The organism is Citrobacter sp. Cpo037 (assembly GCF_030332945.1).
In the GTDB taxonomy this organism is placed as follows: Bacteria; Pseudomonadota; Gammaproteobacteria; order Enterobacterales; family Enterobacteriaceae; genus Citrobacter; species Citrobacter portucalensis.
In genome coordinates this window covers 159,439-176,348 of record NZ_JAOWGW010000007.1, presented here as the reverse complement: position 1 = coordinate 176,348, position 16,910 = coordinate 159,439, and the positions used below count along the sequence as shown (strand labels likewise).

The following is a 16,910-nucleotide window of genomic DNA, read 5'->3' as shown; positions in this document are numbered from 1 at the left end:
GGCTCATGATGTCCCTCTGGGATGCGCTCCGGATGAATATGATGATCTCATATCAGGAACTTGTTCGCACCTTCCCTAAGCGAAACTGAAGGGAGGCACATTACAAATGGAGTTGTTTGATTCTGAATGCACAGCATTAACCCGGTATGACCCGCGAGTAAGTGAAAAACTATGATAAATGCAAATCGTCCGATAATTAACCTCGACCTCGATCTGCTGAGAACCTTTGTTGCTGTTGCCGACCTGAATACCTTTGCGGCTGCGGCAGCTGCGGTATGTCGAACTCAGTCTGCGGTAAGTCAGCAAATGCAGCGTCTTGAACAACTTGTGGGGAAAGAGTTGTTCGCGCGCCATGGACGCAACAAACTGCTGACCGAACATGGTATCCAGTTGTTGGGTTACGCCAGGAAAATACTGCGATTTAATGATGAGGCATGCTCATCATTGATGTTTAACAATCTTCAGGGGGTGTTAACTATCGGTGCTTCTGATGAATCCGCCGATACCATACTCCCTTTTCTGCTTAACCGTATAAGTTCGGTTTATCCGAAACTTGCACTGGATGTAAGAGTGAAACGCAATGCCTACATGGTGGAGATGCTTAAGTCGCAAGAAGTGGATTTAGTGGTCACCACTAACCGACCTGGCGATTTTGAGTGCCTGAATTTGCGGACTTCACCGACGCACTGGTATTGCGCAGCCGAATATATCCTGCAAAAAGGGGAACCAGTGCCGTTAGTTCTGCTGGACGATCCCAGCCCGTTTCGCGATATCGTGCTGGCGACGTTGAATGCAGCACAGATCCCGTGGCGTCTGGCCTATGTCGCTTCAACATTGCCTGCGGTCCGCGCGGCGGTAAAAGCAGGGCTGGGCGTTACTGCCCGTCCTGTCGAAATGATGAGCCCTGATTTACGCGTACTGGGTGCGGCAGACGGATTGCCACCTCTGCCTGATACCGAGTATCTGCTGTGCAGCGATCCGGCCACGCAAAATGAATTAGCTCAGGTTATCTTTAAGTCGATGCAGACATATCAAAATCCTTGGCAATACAATCAGTTTACCCCTGAAGGGGGAGATGACTCGCTGATTGTTGAAGGCGACTTTGAGTAAAGCGTCACAAAAAAACGTTTTAAAATGTAAGTGTAAAAAAGAGCCACTGATGATGAAAAAACATCCAGCGGCTCTTTTTTTATGCAAATATTACTGCTTTCTGTTCATTCATATACTAAAACTTAACAAAATCAGCAGGTAAAAAAACTGACTGACAATAGGATGAAAAATAATCAGCTGAGTTGTTAAATGTTTCCATGTTAAAAAACTAGAGAAATTGTTGCTGTTTTTTATGGTGAATTAACAAAAGCGTGTCACAGATCAAGAAAATACTCCCATTTAGGGGGAGGCATCTGGGTGAATTCCTGTCAAAATAGACGTGTATTATCTTTTTTACTTCACTACGGACACGATTCAACAACATTAAAAATGACCGATGATGCAATCGAAATAGGTCTAAAGAGCACTTTATGTTAATGAAGTTGGAACAGTGTAAAATAATGTGAAGAAACTTTTGTTAAAGTTGACAAAAGGTTATAGAAAGGAGTAAAAAACCCCATCAATTAGCTGTATAAAATGATTTTTCACAGTGATTGTAAGGTTTTTTTTATTCCTCCCCATGAATCGATGTGGCGTTCATCTGCCGAAAAGAGCAGAGAATTTGGCGCTACTTTTGATGAGTAAGCAATGAGTATGTCAACATCCACTGAAATCATCGCTCATCACTGGGCATTCGCTATCTTTCTTATCGTTGCCATTGGCCTGTGCTGCCTGATGCTCGTCGGCGGCTGGTTTTTAGGGGGTCGCGCACGCGCGAGATCTAAAAACGTGCCGTTTGAATCAGGTATCGACTCGGTCGGCACCGCCCGCCTGCGCCTGTCTGCCAAGTTTTATCTGGTAGCCATGTTCTTCGTTATCTTCGACGTTGAAGCGCTGTATCTGTTCGCATGGTCAACTTCTATCCGTGAAAGCGGCTGGATTGGCTTTGTGGAAGCTGCAATTTTTATTTTTGTGTTACTGGCAGGTCTGGTTTATCTGGTGCGTATTGGCGCGCTGGACTGGACGCCCGCGCGTTCACGCCGCGAGCGTATGAACCCGGAAACGAACAGTATCGCTAATCGTCAACGCTAACCGCGAGGCATTAAGATGGATTATACGCTCACCCGCATAGATCCTAACGGTGAGAACGACCGTTACCCCCTGCAAAAACAGGAGATCGTAACCGACCCCCTGGAACAAGAAGTTAACAAAAACGTGTTCATGGGCAAACTGCATGACATGGTTAACTGGGGCCGTAAAAACTCAATTTGGCCATATAACTTTGGCCTTTCCTGCTGCTACGTTGAGATGGTGACCTCGTTTACCGCCGTGCACGATGTGGCCCGTTTTGGTGCGGAAGTACTGCGTGCATCGCCGCGTCAGGCTGACCTGATGGTCGTAGCCGGAACCTGCTTTACCAAAATGGCGCCAGTTATTCAGCGCCTCTACGATCAGATGCTGGAACCGAAATGGGTTATTTCCATGGGCGCATGCGCCAACTCCGGCGGTATGTACGACATCTATTCTGTGGTGCAGGGCGTTGATAAATTTATTCCGGTCGATGTGTACATCCCGGGATGTCCGCCGCGCCCAGAAGCGTATATGCAGGCTCTGATGCTGCTGCAAGATTCCATTGGCAAAGAACGCCGTCCGCTCTCCTGGGTGGTTGGCGATCAGGGCGTTTATCGCGCCAATATGCAGTCAGAACGCGAGCGTAAACGCGGCGAACGTATTGCTGTAACGAATCTTCGTACACCAGACGAGATTTAATTTGCGCCTGTCGGCAGCAGCACTTCCTTCGCTTATCACTACATAAATAGCGCGAAGCACTGCCGACCACCACGGACCATTTGCAATGGTGAACAATATGACCGACTTAACCGCGCAAGACGCCGTATGGCAAACACGGGATCACCTTGATGACCCGGTCATTGGCGAACTGCGCAACCGTTTTGGGCCGGATGCCTTTACCGTTCAGGCGACTCGCACCGGGGTACCCGTTGTTTGGGTCAAGCGTGAACAATTACTGGAAGTTGGCGATTTCTTAAAGAGACTGCCGAAACCTTACGTCATGCTGTTTGACTTACACGGCATGGACGAACGTCTGCGTACGCACCGCGAAGGGTTACCTGCCGCGGATTTTTCCGTTTTCTATCACCTGATTTCCATTGAACGCAATCGCGATATCATGCTCAAGGTGGCTTTGTCTGAAAACGATCTGCGCGTACCGACTTTCACCAAACTGTTCCCGAACGCCAACTGGTACGAGCGTGAAACCTGGGAAATGTTTGGCATCGATATCGAAGGTCACCCGCACCTGACGCGTCTGCTGATGCCGCATACCTGGGAAGGTCACCCGCTGCGTAAAGACTACCCGGCGCGTGCGACCGAATTTGATCCGTTTGAGCTGACTAAAGCCAAACAGGATCTGGAAATGGAAGCGCTGACCTTCAAACCTGAAGATTGGGGTATGAAGCGTAGCACCGAAAACGAGGACTTCATGTTCCTCAACCTCGGTCCTAACCACCCGTCTTCTCACGGTGCTTTCCGTATTGTGCTGCAGCTTGATGGCGAAGAAATCGTCGACTGCGTACCTGACATCGGCTACCACCACCGTGGCGCTGAAAAGATGGGTGAACGTCAGTCCTGGCACAGCTACATTCCGTACACCGACCGTATTGAGTACCTCGGCGGCTGCGTAAACGAAATGCCTTACGTACTGGCCGTTGAGAAGCTGGCTGGTATCACCACGCCGGATCGCGTCAACGTGATTCGCGTGATGTTGTCCGAACTGTTCCGTATCAACAGCCACCTGCTGTACATCTCCACGTTCATTCAGGACGTCGGCGCGATGACCCCGGTATTCTTCGCCTTTACCGACCGTCAGAAAATCTATGACGTGGTGGAAGCGATCACCGGTTTCCGTATGCACCCGGCCTGGTTCCGTATCGGCGGTGTGGCACACGATCTGCCGCGCGGTTGGGACAAGCTGCTGCGTGACTTCCTCGACTGGATGCCAAAACGTCTGGATTCTTACGAGAAAGCCGCACTGCGTAACACCATTCTGAAAGGCCGTTCGCAGGGCGTTGCCGCTTACGGTAAGAAAGAAGCGCTGGACTGGGGTTGTACCGGTGCTGCGCTGCGCGCGACCGGTATTGATTTCGACGTGCGTAAAGCGCGTCCGTACTCTGGCTACGAAAACTTTGACTTTGAAGTCCCGGTTGGCGGCGGCGTGTCCGACTGCTATACCCGCGTGATGCTGAAAGTTGAAGAGCTGCGCCAGAGTCTGCGCATCCTTGAGCAGTGCCTCAATAACATGCCGGAAGGCCCGTTCAAAGCGGATCACCCGCTGACGACGCCGCCGCCGAAAGAGCGCACGCTGCAACATATCGAAACCCTTATCACCCACTTCCTGCAGGTTTCGTGGGGTCCGGTTATGCCGGCAAACGAGTCCTTCCAGATGGTGGAAGCGACTAAGGGTATCAACAGTTACTACCTGACCAGCGATGGCAGCACCATGAGTTACCGTACCCGTATCCGCACCCCGAGCTATGCGCACCTGCAGCAGATCCCGGTAGCGGTACGTGGCAGCCTGGTGTCCGACTTAATCGTCCATCTGGGTAGTATCGATTTTGTTATGTCAGATGTGGACCGCTAATTATGCACGAGAATCAACAACCACAAACCGAGGCTTTTGAGCTGAGTGCGGCTGAGCGTGAAGCGATTGAGCACGAAAAGCACCACTACGAAGACCCGCGTGCGGCGTCCATTGAAGCGCTGAAAATCGTTCAGAAACAGCGTGGCTGGGTGCCGGATGGGGCGATCTACGCGATCGCTGATGTGCTGGGTATTCCGGCAAGCGATGTAGAAGGTGTTGCCACGTTCTACAGCCAGATCTTCCGCCAGCCGGTAGGTCGCCACGTGATCCGCTATTGCGACAGCGTGGTGTGCCATATCAACGGCTACCAGGGGATTCAGGCCGCGCTTGAGAAAAAACTCAACATCAAGCCGGGGCAGACGACCTTTGATGGTCGCTTTACGCTGCTGCCGACCTGTTGCCTGGGGAACTGCGATAAAGGGCCAAATATGATGATCGATGAGGATACTCACGCTCACCTGACCCCGGAAGGCATTCCCGAACTACTGGAGCGGTATAAATGAAAGACATTATCCGTACTCCCGAAACCCATCCGCTGACCTGGCGTCTGCGTGATGACAAACAGCCGGTCTGGCTGGACGAATACCGTAGCAAGAACGGCTACGAAGGTGCGCGTAAGGCCCTGACCGGGCTGTCACCGGACGAAATCGTTAATCAGGTAAAAGACGCTGGCCTGAAAGGGCGCGGCGGCGCGGGCTTTTCCACCGGTCTGAAGTGGAGCCTGATGCCGAAAGACGAATCCATGAACATCCGTTACCTGCTGTGTAACGCCGATGAAATGGAGCCGGGCACCTATAAAGACCGTCTGCTGATGGAACAGCTGCCGCACCTGCTGGTGGAAGGCATGCTGATTTCCGCGTTTGCGCTGAAAGCGTACCGTGGTTACATCTTCCTGCGCGGTGAATATATCGAAGCCGCCGTGCATCTGCGTCGCGCGATCGCCGAAGCGACCGAAGCCGGTCTGCTTGGTAAAAACATCATGGGCACTGGTTTCGACTTCGAACTGTTTGTCCACACCGGGGCAGGGCGTTACATCTGCGGTGAAGAAACCGCGCTGATCAACTCCCTCGAAGGTCGCCGTGCTAACCCACGTTCCAAGCCGCCGTTCCCGGCAAGCTCTGGCGCATGGGGCAAACCGACCTGCGTAAACAACGTCGAAACCCTGTGTAACGTACCGGCTATCCTCGCGAACGGCGTGGAGTGGTACCAGAACATTTCGAAGAGCAAAGACGCGGGCACCAAGCTGATGGGCTTCTCTGGTCGCGTGAAGAATCCTGGCCTGTGGGAACTGCCTTTCGGTACTACCGCGCGTGAGATCCTCGAAGATTACGCGGGTGGCATGCGCGATGGACTGAAGTTCAAAGCCTGGCAGCCTGGCGGCGCAGGGACTGACTTCCTGACCGAAGCACACCTCGATCTGCCGATGGAATTCGAAAGCATTGGTAAAGCAGGTAGCCGTCTGGGCACCGCGCTGGCCATGGCTGTCGATCACGAGATTGGCATGGTTCCTTTGGTGCGTAACCTCGAAGAGTTCTTTGCCCGCGAGTCTTGCGGCTGGTGTACGCCGTGCCGTGACGGTCTGCCGTGGAGTGTGAAAATTCTGCGCGCGCTGGAGCGTGGCGAAGGCCAGCCAGGGGATATCGAGACACTTGAGCAACTGTGTCGTTTCCTCGGCCCGGGTAAAACCTTCTGTGCACACGCACCGGGCGCAGTAGAACCGCTGCAGAGCGCCATTAAATATTTCCGCGAAGAATTCGAAGCTGGCATCAAGCAGTCCTTCAGCAATACCCATCAGATTGGTGGTATTCAGCCGAACCTGCTGAAAGAGCGCTGGTGATTACAGGGTTAGCCCTGTATCGCGATAAGAAATTCGATTAACGCTCGGTTACGACCGAGCCAACTGGAAGCATGCTGACTATGGCTACGATTCATGTAGACGGCAAAGAATATGAGGTCAACGGAGCGGACAACCTGCTGGAAGCTTGTCTGTCTCTCGGCCTTGATATTCCGTACTTTTGCTGGCACCCGGCGCTGGGAAGCGTCGGTGCTTGCCGCCAGTGTGCGGTGAAGCAATATCAAAACGCGGAAGACACGCGTGGTCGCCTGGTGATGTCTTGTATGACACCGGCCACCGAAGGCACCTTTATTTCTATTGATGACGAAGAAGCGAAACAGTTCCGCGAAAGCGTCGTGGAGTGGTTGATGACTAACCACCCGCACGACTGTCCGGTCTGTGAAGAGGGCGGCAACTGCCACCTGCAGGATATGACCGTCATGACCGGTCACAGCTTCCGTCGCTACCGCTTCACGAAGCGTACTCACCGTAACCAGGACCTGGGGCCGTTCATCTCTCACGAAATGAACCGCTGCATCGCCTGCTATCGCTGCGTACGTTACTACAAAGATTACGCCGATGGCGCGGATCTGGGCGTCTATGGCGCACATGACAACGTCTACTTCGGTCGCCCGGAAGACGGTACGCTCGAAAGCGAGTTCTCTGGTAACCTGGTAGAAATTTGCCCGACCGGCGTCTTCACTGATAAAACGCACTCCGAGCGTTATAACCGTAAATGGGACATGCAGTTTGCGCCGAGCATCTGCCAGCAGTGTTCCATCGGCTGTAACACCAGCCCGGGTGAACGCTACGGTGAACTGCGTCGTATCGAAAACCGTTATAACGGTACCGTTAACCACTACTTCCTCTGCGACCGTGGTCGTTTTGGCTATGGTTACGTGAACCTGAAAGACCGTCCACGTCAGCCGGTACAGCGTCGTGGCGATGACCTGATCACGCTGAACGCCGAGCAGGCGATGCAGGGCGCGGCAGATATTCTGCGTCAGTCGAAGAAAGTAATTGGTATCGGCTCCCCGCGCGCCAGCGTTGAAAGTAACTTCGCGCTGCGTGAACTGGTGGGTGCGGAAAACTTCTATACCGGTATCGCCCAGGGCGAGCAGGAACGTCTGCAACTGGCACTGAGCGTGCTGCGTGACGGCGGGATTCATACTCCGGCACTGCGCGAAATCGAATCTTATGATGCGGTTCTGGTGCTGGGCGAAGATGTCACCCAGACCGGCGCACGCGTTGCGCTGGCAGTGCGTCAGGCGGTGAAAGGTAAAGCGCGTGAAATGGCGGCGGCACAGAAAGTGGCTGACTGGCAGATCGCAGCAATCCTTAACATCGGCCAGCGTGCTAAGCACCCGCTGTTCGTTACCAACGTCGATAACACCCGTCTGGATGACATCGCCGCATGGACCTATCGTGCACCGGTTGAAGATCAGGCGCGTTTAGGTTTCGCTATCGCTCATGCGCTGGATAACAACGCTCCGGCGGTTGACGGTATCGACCGTGACCTGCAGAACAAAATTGACGTTATCGTTCAGGCACTGGCCGGGGCGAAGAAACCACTGATTATTTCCGGCACCAACGCTGGTAGCGCCGAAGTGATTCAGGCGGCTGCCAACGTGGCGAAGGCGCTGAAAGGCCGTGGCGCAGACGTTGGCATCACCATGATTGCTCGCTCTGTTAACAGCATGGGCCTGGGTATGATTGGCGGTGGTTCCCTTGACGATGCGCTGACCGAGCTGGAAACAGGTCGTGCTGACGCCGTTGTGGTGCTGGAGAATGACCTGCATCGCCATGCTTCAGCAACGCGTGTGAACGCTGCGCTGGCGAAAGCACCTCTGGTACTGGTCATTGACCATCAGCGTACGGCAATTATGGAAAACGCTCATCTGGTGCTTTCCGCCGCAAGCTTCGCCGAAAGCGATGGTACGGTGATTAACAACGAAGGCCGCGCCCAGCGTTTCTTCCAGGTTTATGATCCGTCCTACTACGACAGTAACACTATCATGCTGGAAAGCTGGCGCTGGCTGCATTCGCTGCACAGCACCGTGCAGAGCCGTGAAGTGGACTGGACGCAGCTCGACCACGTTATCGACGCGGTCGTTGAGAAGCTGCCGCAACTGGCGGGTATCAAAGATGCCGCGCCGGACGCAACCTTCCGTATCCGTGGACAGAAACTGGCACGTGAACCGCACCGCTACAGCGGTCGTACCGCAATGCGCGCCAACATCAGCGTACACGAACCGCGCCAGCCGCAGGACAAAGACACCATGTTCGCCTTCTCTATGGAAGGGAACAACCAACCGTCTGCGCCGCGTTCACAAATTCCGTTTGCCTGGGCTCCAGGCTGGAACTCCCCACAGGCGTGGAACAAGTTCCAGGATGAAGTGGGCGGTAAACTGCGTCATGGCGATCCGGGTGTGCGCCTGATCGAAGCTTCTGCGGATGGTCTGGATTACTTCACTACCGTTCCGGCGAGCTTCCAGGCTCAGGATGGTCAGTGGCGTATCGCGCCGTACTACCATCTGTTTGGCAGCGACGAAATGTCCCAGCGTGCGCCGGTCTTCCAGACCCGTATGCCGCAGCCGTACATCAAACTCAACCCGGCTGATGCCGCGAAGTTGGGTGTTAATGCCGGTACGCGCGTTTCTTTCAGCTACGATGGCAACACGGTTACATTGCCGGTTGAAATAGCCGAAGGATTAACGGCAGGGCAGGTTGGTTTGCCGATGGGTATGCCTGGCATCGCGCCGGTTTTGGCTGGTGCGCGTCTTGAGGATCTGCAGGAGGCACAACAATGAGTTGGATTACACCCGATCTGATTGAGATCCTGCTGAGCATTCTCAAAGCGGTCGTGATCCTGCTGGTGGTGGTCACCTGCGGGGCATTCATGAGCTTTGGCGAACGTCGTCTGCTGGGTCTGTTCCAGAACCGTTACGGACCGAACCGTGTTGGCTGGGGCGGTTCGCTCCAGCTGGTTGCGGACATGATCAAGATGTTCTTTAAAGAAGACTGGATCCCGAAATTCTCGGATCGCGTCATCTTTACCCTGGCACCGATGATCGCCTTCACCTCGCTGTTGCTGGCTTTCGCCATCGTGCCGGTGAGTCCGAACTGGGTGGTTGCTGACCTGAACATCGGGATCCTGTTCTTCCTGATGATGGCGGGCCTCGCGGTATACGCGGTACTGTTCGCCGGCTGGTCCAGTAACAACAAATACTCTTTGCTCGGTGCGATGCGTGCGTCTGCGCAGACGCTGAGCTATGAAGTGTTCCTCGGACTTTCCCTGATGGGCGTGGTGGCGCAGGCCGGTTCATTTAACATGACCGACATCGTCAACAACCAAGCTGATATCTGGAACGTTATTCCGCAGTTCTTTGGTTTTGTCACCTTTGCCATCGCGGGCGTGGCGGTGTGCCACCGTCACCCGTTTGACCAGCCAGAAGCCGAGCAAGAACTGGCCGACGGTTACCACATTGAATATTCCGGTATGAAATTCGGTCTGTTCTTCGTGGGTGAGTACATCGGTATCGTCACCATTTCTGCACTGATGGTTACCCTGTTCTTCGGTGGCTGGCATGGCCCGTTCTTACCGCCATTCGTCTGGTTCGCGCTGAAAACCGCGTTCTTCATGATGATGTTCATTTTGATTCGTGCGTCGTTACCGCGTCCTCGTTATGACCAGGTAATGTCCTTCGGCTGGAAAGTCTGTCTGCCGCTGACGCTCGTCAACTTGCTGGTAACGGCGGCTGTCATTCTCTGGCAGGCGCAATAAGGGACACAAAGACCATGACCTTAAAAGAATTGTTCGTAGGTTTCGGCACCCAGGTACGCAGTATCTGGATGATCGGCCTGCATGCGTTCGCGAAACGCGAAACGCAGATGTATCCGGAAGAGCCGGTCTATCTACCGCCCCGTTTTCGTGGTCGTATCGTTCTGACTCGTGATCCAGACGGTGAAGAGCGCTGCGTTGCCTGTAACCTGTGTGCGGTAGCGTGTCCGGTAGGCTGTATCTCTCTGCAAAAAGCAGAGACCAAAGACGGTCGCTGGTATCCGGAGTTTTTCCGCATTAACTTCTCACGCTGCATTTTCTGCGGCCTGTGCGAAGAAGCCTGTCCGACTACGGCTATTCAGCTGACTCCAGATTTCGAGCTGGGTGAGTACAAGCGCCAGGACCTGGTTTACGAGAAAGAGGATCTGCTGATCTCCGGTCCGGGCAAATACCCGGAATATAACTTCTACCGGATGGCAGGTATGGCAATCGACGGCAAAGATAAGGGCGAAGCAGAGAACGAAGCTAAGCCTATCGACGTCAAGAGCCTGTTACCGTAAGGAGAGGGGCAATGGAGTTCGCTTTTTATATCTGTGGCCTGATAGCCATTCTCGCAACCTTGCGGGTGATCACCCACACTAATCCGGTACACGCGTTGCTGTACCTGATTATTTCGCTGCTGGCGATTTCTGGGGTGTTCTTCTCGTTAGGCGCTTACTTCGCTGGTGCACTGGAAATTATCGTCTACGCGGGCGCCATCATGGTGCTGTTCGTGTTCGTGGTGATGATGCTCAACCTTGGTGGTTCTGAAATTGAACAGGAACGTCAGTGGCTGAAACCGCAGGTGTGGATTGGTCCGGCGATTCTGTCGGCCATTATGCTGGTGGTTATTGTTTACGCCATTCTGGGCGTTAACGATCAGGGCATCGACGGCACGCCAATTAGCGCGAAAGCAGTCGGTATTTCCCTGTTCGGACCGTATGTACTGGCGGTTGAACTGGCATCGATGCTGCTGCTGGCGGGTCTGGTTGTGGCCTTCCATGTGGGGCGTGAAGAGCGTTCTGGTGAAGTGCTGAGCAATCGCACCGACGACCGCGCGAAAAGAAAAACGGAGGAGCACGCATGATCCCCTTACAACATGGACTGATCCTCGCTGCGATCTTATTCGTGCTGGGCTTAACCGGTCTGGTTATCCGCCGCAATCTGCTGTTTATGCTGATCGGGCTGGAAATCATGATTAACGCCTCCGCGCTGGCCTTTGTGGTCGCCGGAAGCTACTGGGGCCAGACCGATGGTCAGGTGATGTATATTCTCGCCATCAGCCTTGCGGCTGCCGAAGCGAGCATTGGGCTTGCGCTGTTGCTGCAACTTCATCGCCGTCGCCAGAACCTGAACATCGATTCAGTAAGTGAGATGCGTGGATGAACATGCTTGCCTTAACCATTATTCTGCCATTTATTGGCTTTGTATTACTGGCGTTTTCTCGTGGTCGTTGGTCAGAAAATCTGTCCGCTACCGTGGGTGTCGGTTCGATCGGCCTGGCCGCGCTGGTGACTGCGTTTGTTGGCGTTGATTTCTTTGCCAATGGTCAGCAGGCTTACAGCCAGCCGCTGTGGACGTGGATGTCAGTCGGTGACTTCAACATCGGTTTTAACCTGGTGCTGGACGGCCTGTCGCTGACCATGCTCTCCGTGGTGACCGGCGTTGGTTTCCTGATCCACATGTTCGCTTCCTGGTATATGCGCGGAGAAGAGGGCTATTCTCGTTTCTTCGCCTACACCAACCTGTTTATCGCCAGCATGGTGGTTCTGGTACTGGCGGATAACCTGCTGCTGATGTACCTCGGCTGGGAAGGCGTGGGCCTGTGCTCCTATCTGCTGATTGGTTTCTACTACACCGATCCGAAGAATGGCGCTGCGGCAATGAAAGCCTTCGTGGTAACCCGCGTTGGTGACGTATTCCTGGCGTTCGCGCTGTTCATCCTCTACAACGAGCTGGGCACGCTGAACTTCCGCGAAATGGTGGAACTGGCGCCTGCGCACTTTGCAGACGGTAACAACATGCTGATGTGGGCAACCCTGATGCTGCTGGGCGGTGCGGTCGGTAAATCTGCACAGCTGCCGTTGCAGACCTGGCTTGCTGATGCGATGGCCGGCCCGACGCCTGTCTCCGCGTTGATCCACGCCGCGACGATGGTTACCGCTGGTGTCTACCTGATAGCTCGTACGCACGGCCTGTTCCTGATGACGCCTGAAATCCTGCACCTGGTGGGGATTATCGGTGCTATCACTCTGGTGCTGGCGGGTTTTGCTGCGCTGGTACAGACCGACATCAAACGCGTTCTTGCGTACTCCACCATGAGCCAGATTGGTTATATGTTCCTGGCTCTCGGCGTACAGGCGTGGGACGCGGCGATTTTCCACCTGATGACGCACGCCTTCTTTAAAGCGCTGCTGTTCCTGGCATCCGGCTCGGTTATCCTGGCTTGCCACCACGAACAGAACATCTTCAAGATGGGCGGGCTGCGTAAGTCAATTCCGCTGGTGTATCTCTGCTTCCTGATCGGTGGTGCGGCGTTGTCGGCTCTGCCGCTGATTACCGCTGGCTTCTTCAGTAAGGATGAGATTCTGGCCGGTGCAATGGCGAATGGTCATATTAATCTGATGGTTGCAGGTCTGGTCGGTGCATTCATGACCTCTCTGTACACCTTCCGTATGATTTTCATCGTGTTCCACGGTAAAGAACAAATTCACGCTCACGCAGGGAAGGGGATTACCCATCATCTGCCGCTGATTGTGCTGATGATCCTGTCCACCTTCGTTGGCGCGCTGATTGTGCCGCCGCTGCAGGGTGTACTGCCTGCGACGACCGAGCTTGAGCATGGTCGCGTTATGACGCTGGAAATTACCTCCGGTATCGTAGCGATTGCGGGCATCCTGATCGCAGCATGGCTGTGGCTGGGTAAACGCACGCTGGTGACGTCGATTGCGAACAGTGCGCCGGGCCGCCTGCTGGGTACCTGGTGGTATAACGCCTGGGGCTTCGACTGGCTGTACGACAAAGTGTTCGTTAAGCCGTTCCTGGGTGTTGCCTGGTTGCTGAAACGCGATCCGCTCAACTCAATGATGAACATTCCGGCGATCCTTTCCCGCTTTGCAGGTAAAGGCCTGCTGTTGAGCGAGAACGGTTATCTGCGCTGGTATGTTGCATCAATGAGCATCGGCGCCGTCGTTGTGCTGGCACTGTTGATGGTAATGCGTTGAGTTTGTTGGCTGGATGAACGATTGCCGGATGGCGCTGCGCTTATCCGGCCTACAAACCCAAAAATAATTTTTAGAATTCGTTGAAAATCTGTTCCTGATGTACAGGCGTCATCGGCGAAGTCAGACCGGAGACCGCCAGCGCAGAGCAACCGGAGCGTACTGAAGTACGTGAGGATTGCGAGCACTGCCGGGATTTGGGCTGACGAGTGAGATAGCCTGAGCAGGAGTAAATATAAGGGACATACTTAGCTATGTTATTACCCTGGTTGATATTAATTCCCTTTATCGGTGGCTTCCTGTGCTGGCAGACCGAACGCTTTGGCGTGAAGGTGCCGCGCTGGATCGCGCTGATTACCATGGGATTGACGCTGGCGCTTGGCCTGCAACTGTGGTTGCAGGGCGGCTATTCACTGACGCAATCCGCTGGCATTCCGCAGTGGCAGTCTGAATTTGTCCTGCCGTGGATCCCACGTTTTGGCATCTCTATTCATCTGGCTATCGACGGTCTGTCGCTGCTGATGGTAGTGCTGACCGGTCTGCTCGGTGTTCTGGCGGTACTTTGCTCCTGGAATGAAATCGAAAAATACCAGGGCTTCTTCCATCTGAACCTGATGTGGATCTTAGGCGGCGTGATCGGCGTGTTCCTTGCCATCGACATGTTCCTGTTCTTCTTCTTCTGGGAAATGATGCTGGTGCCGATGTACTTCCTGATCGCGTTGTGGGGGCATAAAGCCTCTGACGGTAAAACGCGTATCACGGCGGCGACCAAGTTCTTCATTTATACCCAGGCGAGTGGTCTGGTGATGTTGATTGCCATCCTGGCGCTGGTGTTTGTGCACTATAAAGCGACCGGTGTGTGGACCTTCAACTATGAAGAGCTGCTGAATACCCCGATGTCCCACGGTGTGGAATATCTGCTGATGCTGGGCTTCTTCATCGCCTTCGCGGTGAAAATGCCGGTGGTTCCGCTGCACGGCTGGTTGCCGGATGCGCACTCCCAGGCGCCGACGGCAGGTTCCGTTGACCTGGCGGGGATCTTGCTGAAAACCGCGGCTTACGGTCTGCTGCGCTTCTCTCTGCCGCTGTTCCCGAACGCGTCGGCGGAGTTTGCACCTATCGCAATGTGGCTGGGCGTTATCGGTATCTTCTATGGCGCGTGGATGGCCTTTAATCAGTACGATATCAAACGTCTGATCGCTTACACCTCCGTATCGCACATGGGCTTCGTACTGATTGCTATCTACACCGGCAGCCAGCTGGCGTACCAGGGTGCTGTTATCCAGATGATTGCGCACGGTCTGTCCGCAGCCGGTCTGTTCATTCTGTGTGGTCAGCTGTACGAACGTCTGCACACGCGTGATATGCGTATGATGGGCGGCCTGTGGGGCAAAATGAAATGGTTGCCTGCGCTGTCGATGTTCTTCGCAGTGTGTACGCTGGGTATGCCGGGTACAGGTAACTTCGTTGGCGAATTTATGATTCTGTTCGGCAGCTACCAGGTGGTTCCGGTCATTACCGTGATCTCGACTTTTGGTCTGGTGTTTGCCTCTGTTTACTCGCTGGCGATGCTGCATCGCGCTTACTTCGGTAAAGCGAAGAGCCAGATTGCCAGTGTTGAACTGCCAGGGATGTCGCTGCGTGAGCTGTTTATCATCCTGTTGCTGGTCGTGCTTCTGGTACTGCTTGGCTTCTATCCGCAGCCGATTCTGGATACCTCGCATTCTGCGATGAGCAACATCCAGCAGTGGTTTGTTAATTCCGTTACTACTACAAGGCCGTAAATCGCCATGACAATAACTCCACAACACCTGATTGCGCTGCTACCGCTGCTGATCGTCGGCTTGACGGTGGTGGTTGTGATGCTCTCCATTGCGTGGCGACGCAATCACTTCCTCAATGCCACGCTGTCGGTCATTGGGCTTAACGCCGCGCTGGTTTCGCTCTGGTTTGTTGGCCAGGCGGGCGCCATGGACGTCACCCCGCTGATGCGGGTTGACGGTTTCGCCATGCTCTACACCGGGCTGGTGCTACTGGCGAGTCTTGCCACCTGTACCTTCGCTTACCCGTGGCTGGAAGGCTACGATGACAACCGGGAAGAGTTCTACCTGTTGGTGCTGATTGCCGCACTTGGCGGTATTCTGCTGGCTAACGCTAACCATCTGGCGGCGCTGTTCCTTGGTATTGAGCTGATCTCTCTGCCGCTGTTTGGTCTGGTTGGCTATGCGTTCCGTCAGAAACGTTCGCTGGAAGCCAGTATCAAATACACCATTCTGTCTGCCGCAGCGTCTTCCTTCCTGCTGTTCGGTATGGCGCTGGTGTACGCGCAGTCTGGAAATCTGTCGTTTGTTGCACTCGGTAAGAGCCTCGGCGACGGCATGCTGCACGAACCGCTGCTGCTGGCTGGCTTCGGTCTGATGATTGTTGGCCTCGGCTTTAAACTCTCGCTGGTTCCGTTCCACCTGTGGACCCCAGACGTATACCAGGGTGCTCCTGCTCCGGTTTCCACCTTCCTGGCGACGGCGAGCAAAATCGCTATCTTCGGCGTGGTGATGCGTCTGTTCCTGTACGCCCCGGTAGGGGATAGCGAAGCGGTACGTATCGTACTGGGCGTAATTGCCTTTGCTTCCATCATCTTCGGTAACCTGATGGCGCTGAGCCAGACCAATATTAAACGTCTGCTCGGTTACTCTTCTATCTCTCACCTCGGTTACCTGCTGGTGGCGCTGATTGCTCTGCAGAGCGGCGAGATGTCGATGGAAGCGGTTGGCGTTTACCTGGCCGGTTACCTGTTCAGCAGCCTCGGCGCGTTCGGTGTGGTCAGCCTGATGTCCAGCCCGTACCGCGGCCCGGATGCGGACTCTCTGTTCTCCTACCGTGGTCTGTTCTGGCATCGTCCGATCCTCGCGGCAGTGATGACGGTGATGATGCTGTCTCTGGCAGGTATCCCGATGACGCTGGGCTTTATCGGTAAGTTCTACGTACTGGCCGTCGGTGTGCAGGCTAACCTGTGGTGGCTGGTTGCCGCAGTGGTAGTCGGTTCCGCGATTGGTTTGTACTACTACCTGCGTGTTGCCGTGAGCCTGTACCTGAGCGCACCGCAACAGCTGAACCGTGATGCGCCGTCTAACTGGCAGTACAGCGCGGGCGGTATCGTAGTGCTGATTTCTGCTCTGCTGGTACTGGTGCTGGGTATTTACCCGCAACCGCTGATCAGTATTGTGCAGTTAGCGACTCCGCTGATGTAAGCGAAATGCAGAAACGAAAAAACCCGCCTTGGCGGGTTTT

Annotated in this window: 14 protein-coding genes; all 14 read left to right on the top strand. The window is 54.4% G+C overall.

The genetic code is table 11. The annotated features are described in order from the left end of the window. Positions 1–171 precede the first annotated feature (171 nt). The 14 genes from lrhA (at position 172) to nuoN (ending at position 16,870) form a co-directional block, all read left to right on the top strand. Complete coding sequence (gene lrhA / locus OGX94_RS00820; protein ID WP_003834760.1) at positions 172–1,110, top strand: transcriptional regulator LrhA; 939 nt, start codon at positions 172–174, stop codon at positions 1,108–1,110. A gap of 627 nt (positions 1,111–1,737) precedes the next feature. Next, complete coding sequence (gene nuoA / locus OGX94_RS00815; protein WP_003028077.1) at positions 1,738–2,181, top strand: NADH-quinone oxidoreductase subunit NuoA; 444 nt, start codon at positions 1,738–1,740, stop codon at positions 2,179–2,181. Positions 2,182–2,196: 15 nt separating this feature from the next. Then, positions 2,197–2,859, top strand: a complete 663-nt coding sequence (nuoB, locus tag OGX94_RS00810) for an NADH-quinone oxidoreductase subunit NuoB (RefSeq protein WP_003028075.1) — start codon at positions 2,197–2,199, stop codon at positions 2,857–2,859. An 85-nt stretch (positions 2,860–2,944) separates the two neighbouring features. Further along, the gene (gene nuoC / locus OGX94_RS00805; protein WP_003834757.1) at positions 2,945–4,747 is read left to right on the top strand and encodes an NADH-quinone oxidoreductase subunit C/D; all 1,803 of its coding nucleotides are present in this window, start codon (positions 2,945–2,947) and stop codon (positions 4,745–4,747) included. Positions 4,748–4,749: 2 nt separating this feature from the next. Beyond that, the gene (gene nuoE / locus OGX94_RS00800) at positions 4,750–5,250 is read left to right on the top strand and encodes an NADH-quinone oxidoreductase subunit NuoE (RefSeq protein ID WP_003028069.1); all 501 of its coding nucleotides are present in this window, start codon (positions 4,750–4,752) and stop codon (positions 5,248–5,250) included. Then, positions 5,247–6,584 carry an NADH-quinone oxidoreductase subunit NuoF gene (nuoF, locus tag OGX94_RS00795; RefSeq protein WP_003834753.1) on the top strand — a complete coding sequence of 446 codons (1,338 nt, stop codon included), beginning with the start codon at positions 5,247–5,249 and terminating at the stop codon, positions 6,582–6,584. The genes nuoE and nuoF overlap by 4 nt, the downstream gene beginning before the upstream one ends. Before the next feature lie 80 nt (positions 6,585–6,664). Then, the gene (gene nuoG / locus OGX94_RS00790; RefSeq protein ID WP_032934609.1) at positions 6,665–9,391 is read left to right on the top strand and encodes an NADH-quinone oxidoreductase subunit NuoG; all 2,727 of its coding nucleotides are present in this window, start codon (positions 6,665–6,667) and stop codon (positions 9,389–9,391) included. Further along, the gene (gene nuoH / locus OGX94_RS00785) at positions 9,388–10,365 is read left to right on the top strand and encodes an NADH-quinone oxidoreductase subunit NuoH (protein ID WP_003028063.1); all 978 of its coding nucleotides are present in this window, start codon (positions 9,388–9,390) and stop codon (positions 10,363–10,365) included. The genes nuoG and nuoH overlap by 4 nt, the downstream gene beginning before the upstream one ends. 14 nt (positions 10,366–10,379) lie before the next feature. Further along, positions 10,380–10,922 (top strand): NADH-quinone oxidoreductase subunit NuoI, encoded by a 543-nt coding sequence (nuoI, locus tag OGX94_RS00780; protein ID WP_003028062.1) that lies wholly within the window; start codon positions 10,380–10,382, stop codon positions 10,920–10,922. A gap of 11 nt (positions 10,923–10,933) precedes the next feature. Beyond that, the gene (gene nuoJ, locus OGX94_RS00775; protein WP_003028059.1) at positions 10,934–11,488 is read left to right on the top strand and encodes an NADH-quinone oxidoreductase subunit J; all 555 of its coding nucleotides are present in this window, start codon (positions 10,934–10,936) and stop codon (positions 11,486–11,488) included. Continuing rightward, complete coding sequence (gene nuoK / locus OGX94_RS00770; RefSeq protein ID WP_000612644.1) at positions 11,485–11,787, top strand: NADH-quinone oxidoreductase subunit NuoK; 303 nt, start codon at positions 11,485–11,487, stop codon at positions 11,785–11,787. Before nuoJ ends, nuoK begins: the two co-directional genes overlap by 4 nt. Beyond that, positions 11,784–13,625, top strand: a complete 1,842-nt coding sequence (gene nuoL / locus OGX94_RS00765) for an NADH-quinone oxidoreductase subunit L (RefSeq protein ID WP_257661788.1) — start codon at positions 11,784–11,786, stop codon at positions 13,623–13,625. The genes nuoK and nuoL overlap by 4 nt, the downstream gene beginning before the upstream one ends. A gap of 251 nt (positions 13,626–13,876) precedes the next feature. Next, the gene (gene nuoM, locus OGX94_RS00760; RefSeq protein ID WP_003027692.1) at positions 13,877–15,406 is read left to right on the top strand and encodes an NADH-quinone oxidoreductase subunit M; all 1,530 of its coding nucleotides are present in this window, start codon (positions 13,877–13,879) and stop codon (positions 15,404–15,406) included. 6 nt (positions 15,407–15,412) lie between these two features. Continuing rightward, a complete protein-coding gene (gene nuoN, locus OGX94_RS00755; protein WP_003027689.1) occupies positions 15,413–16,870 on the top strand; it encodes an NADH-quinone oxidoreductase subunit NuoN in 1,458 nt (485 codons plus the stop codon). Positions 16,871–16,910: the final 40 nt, after the last annotated feature.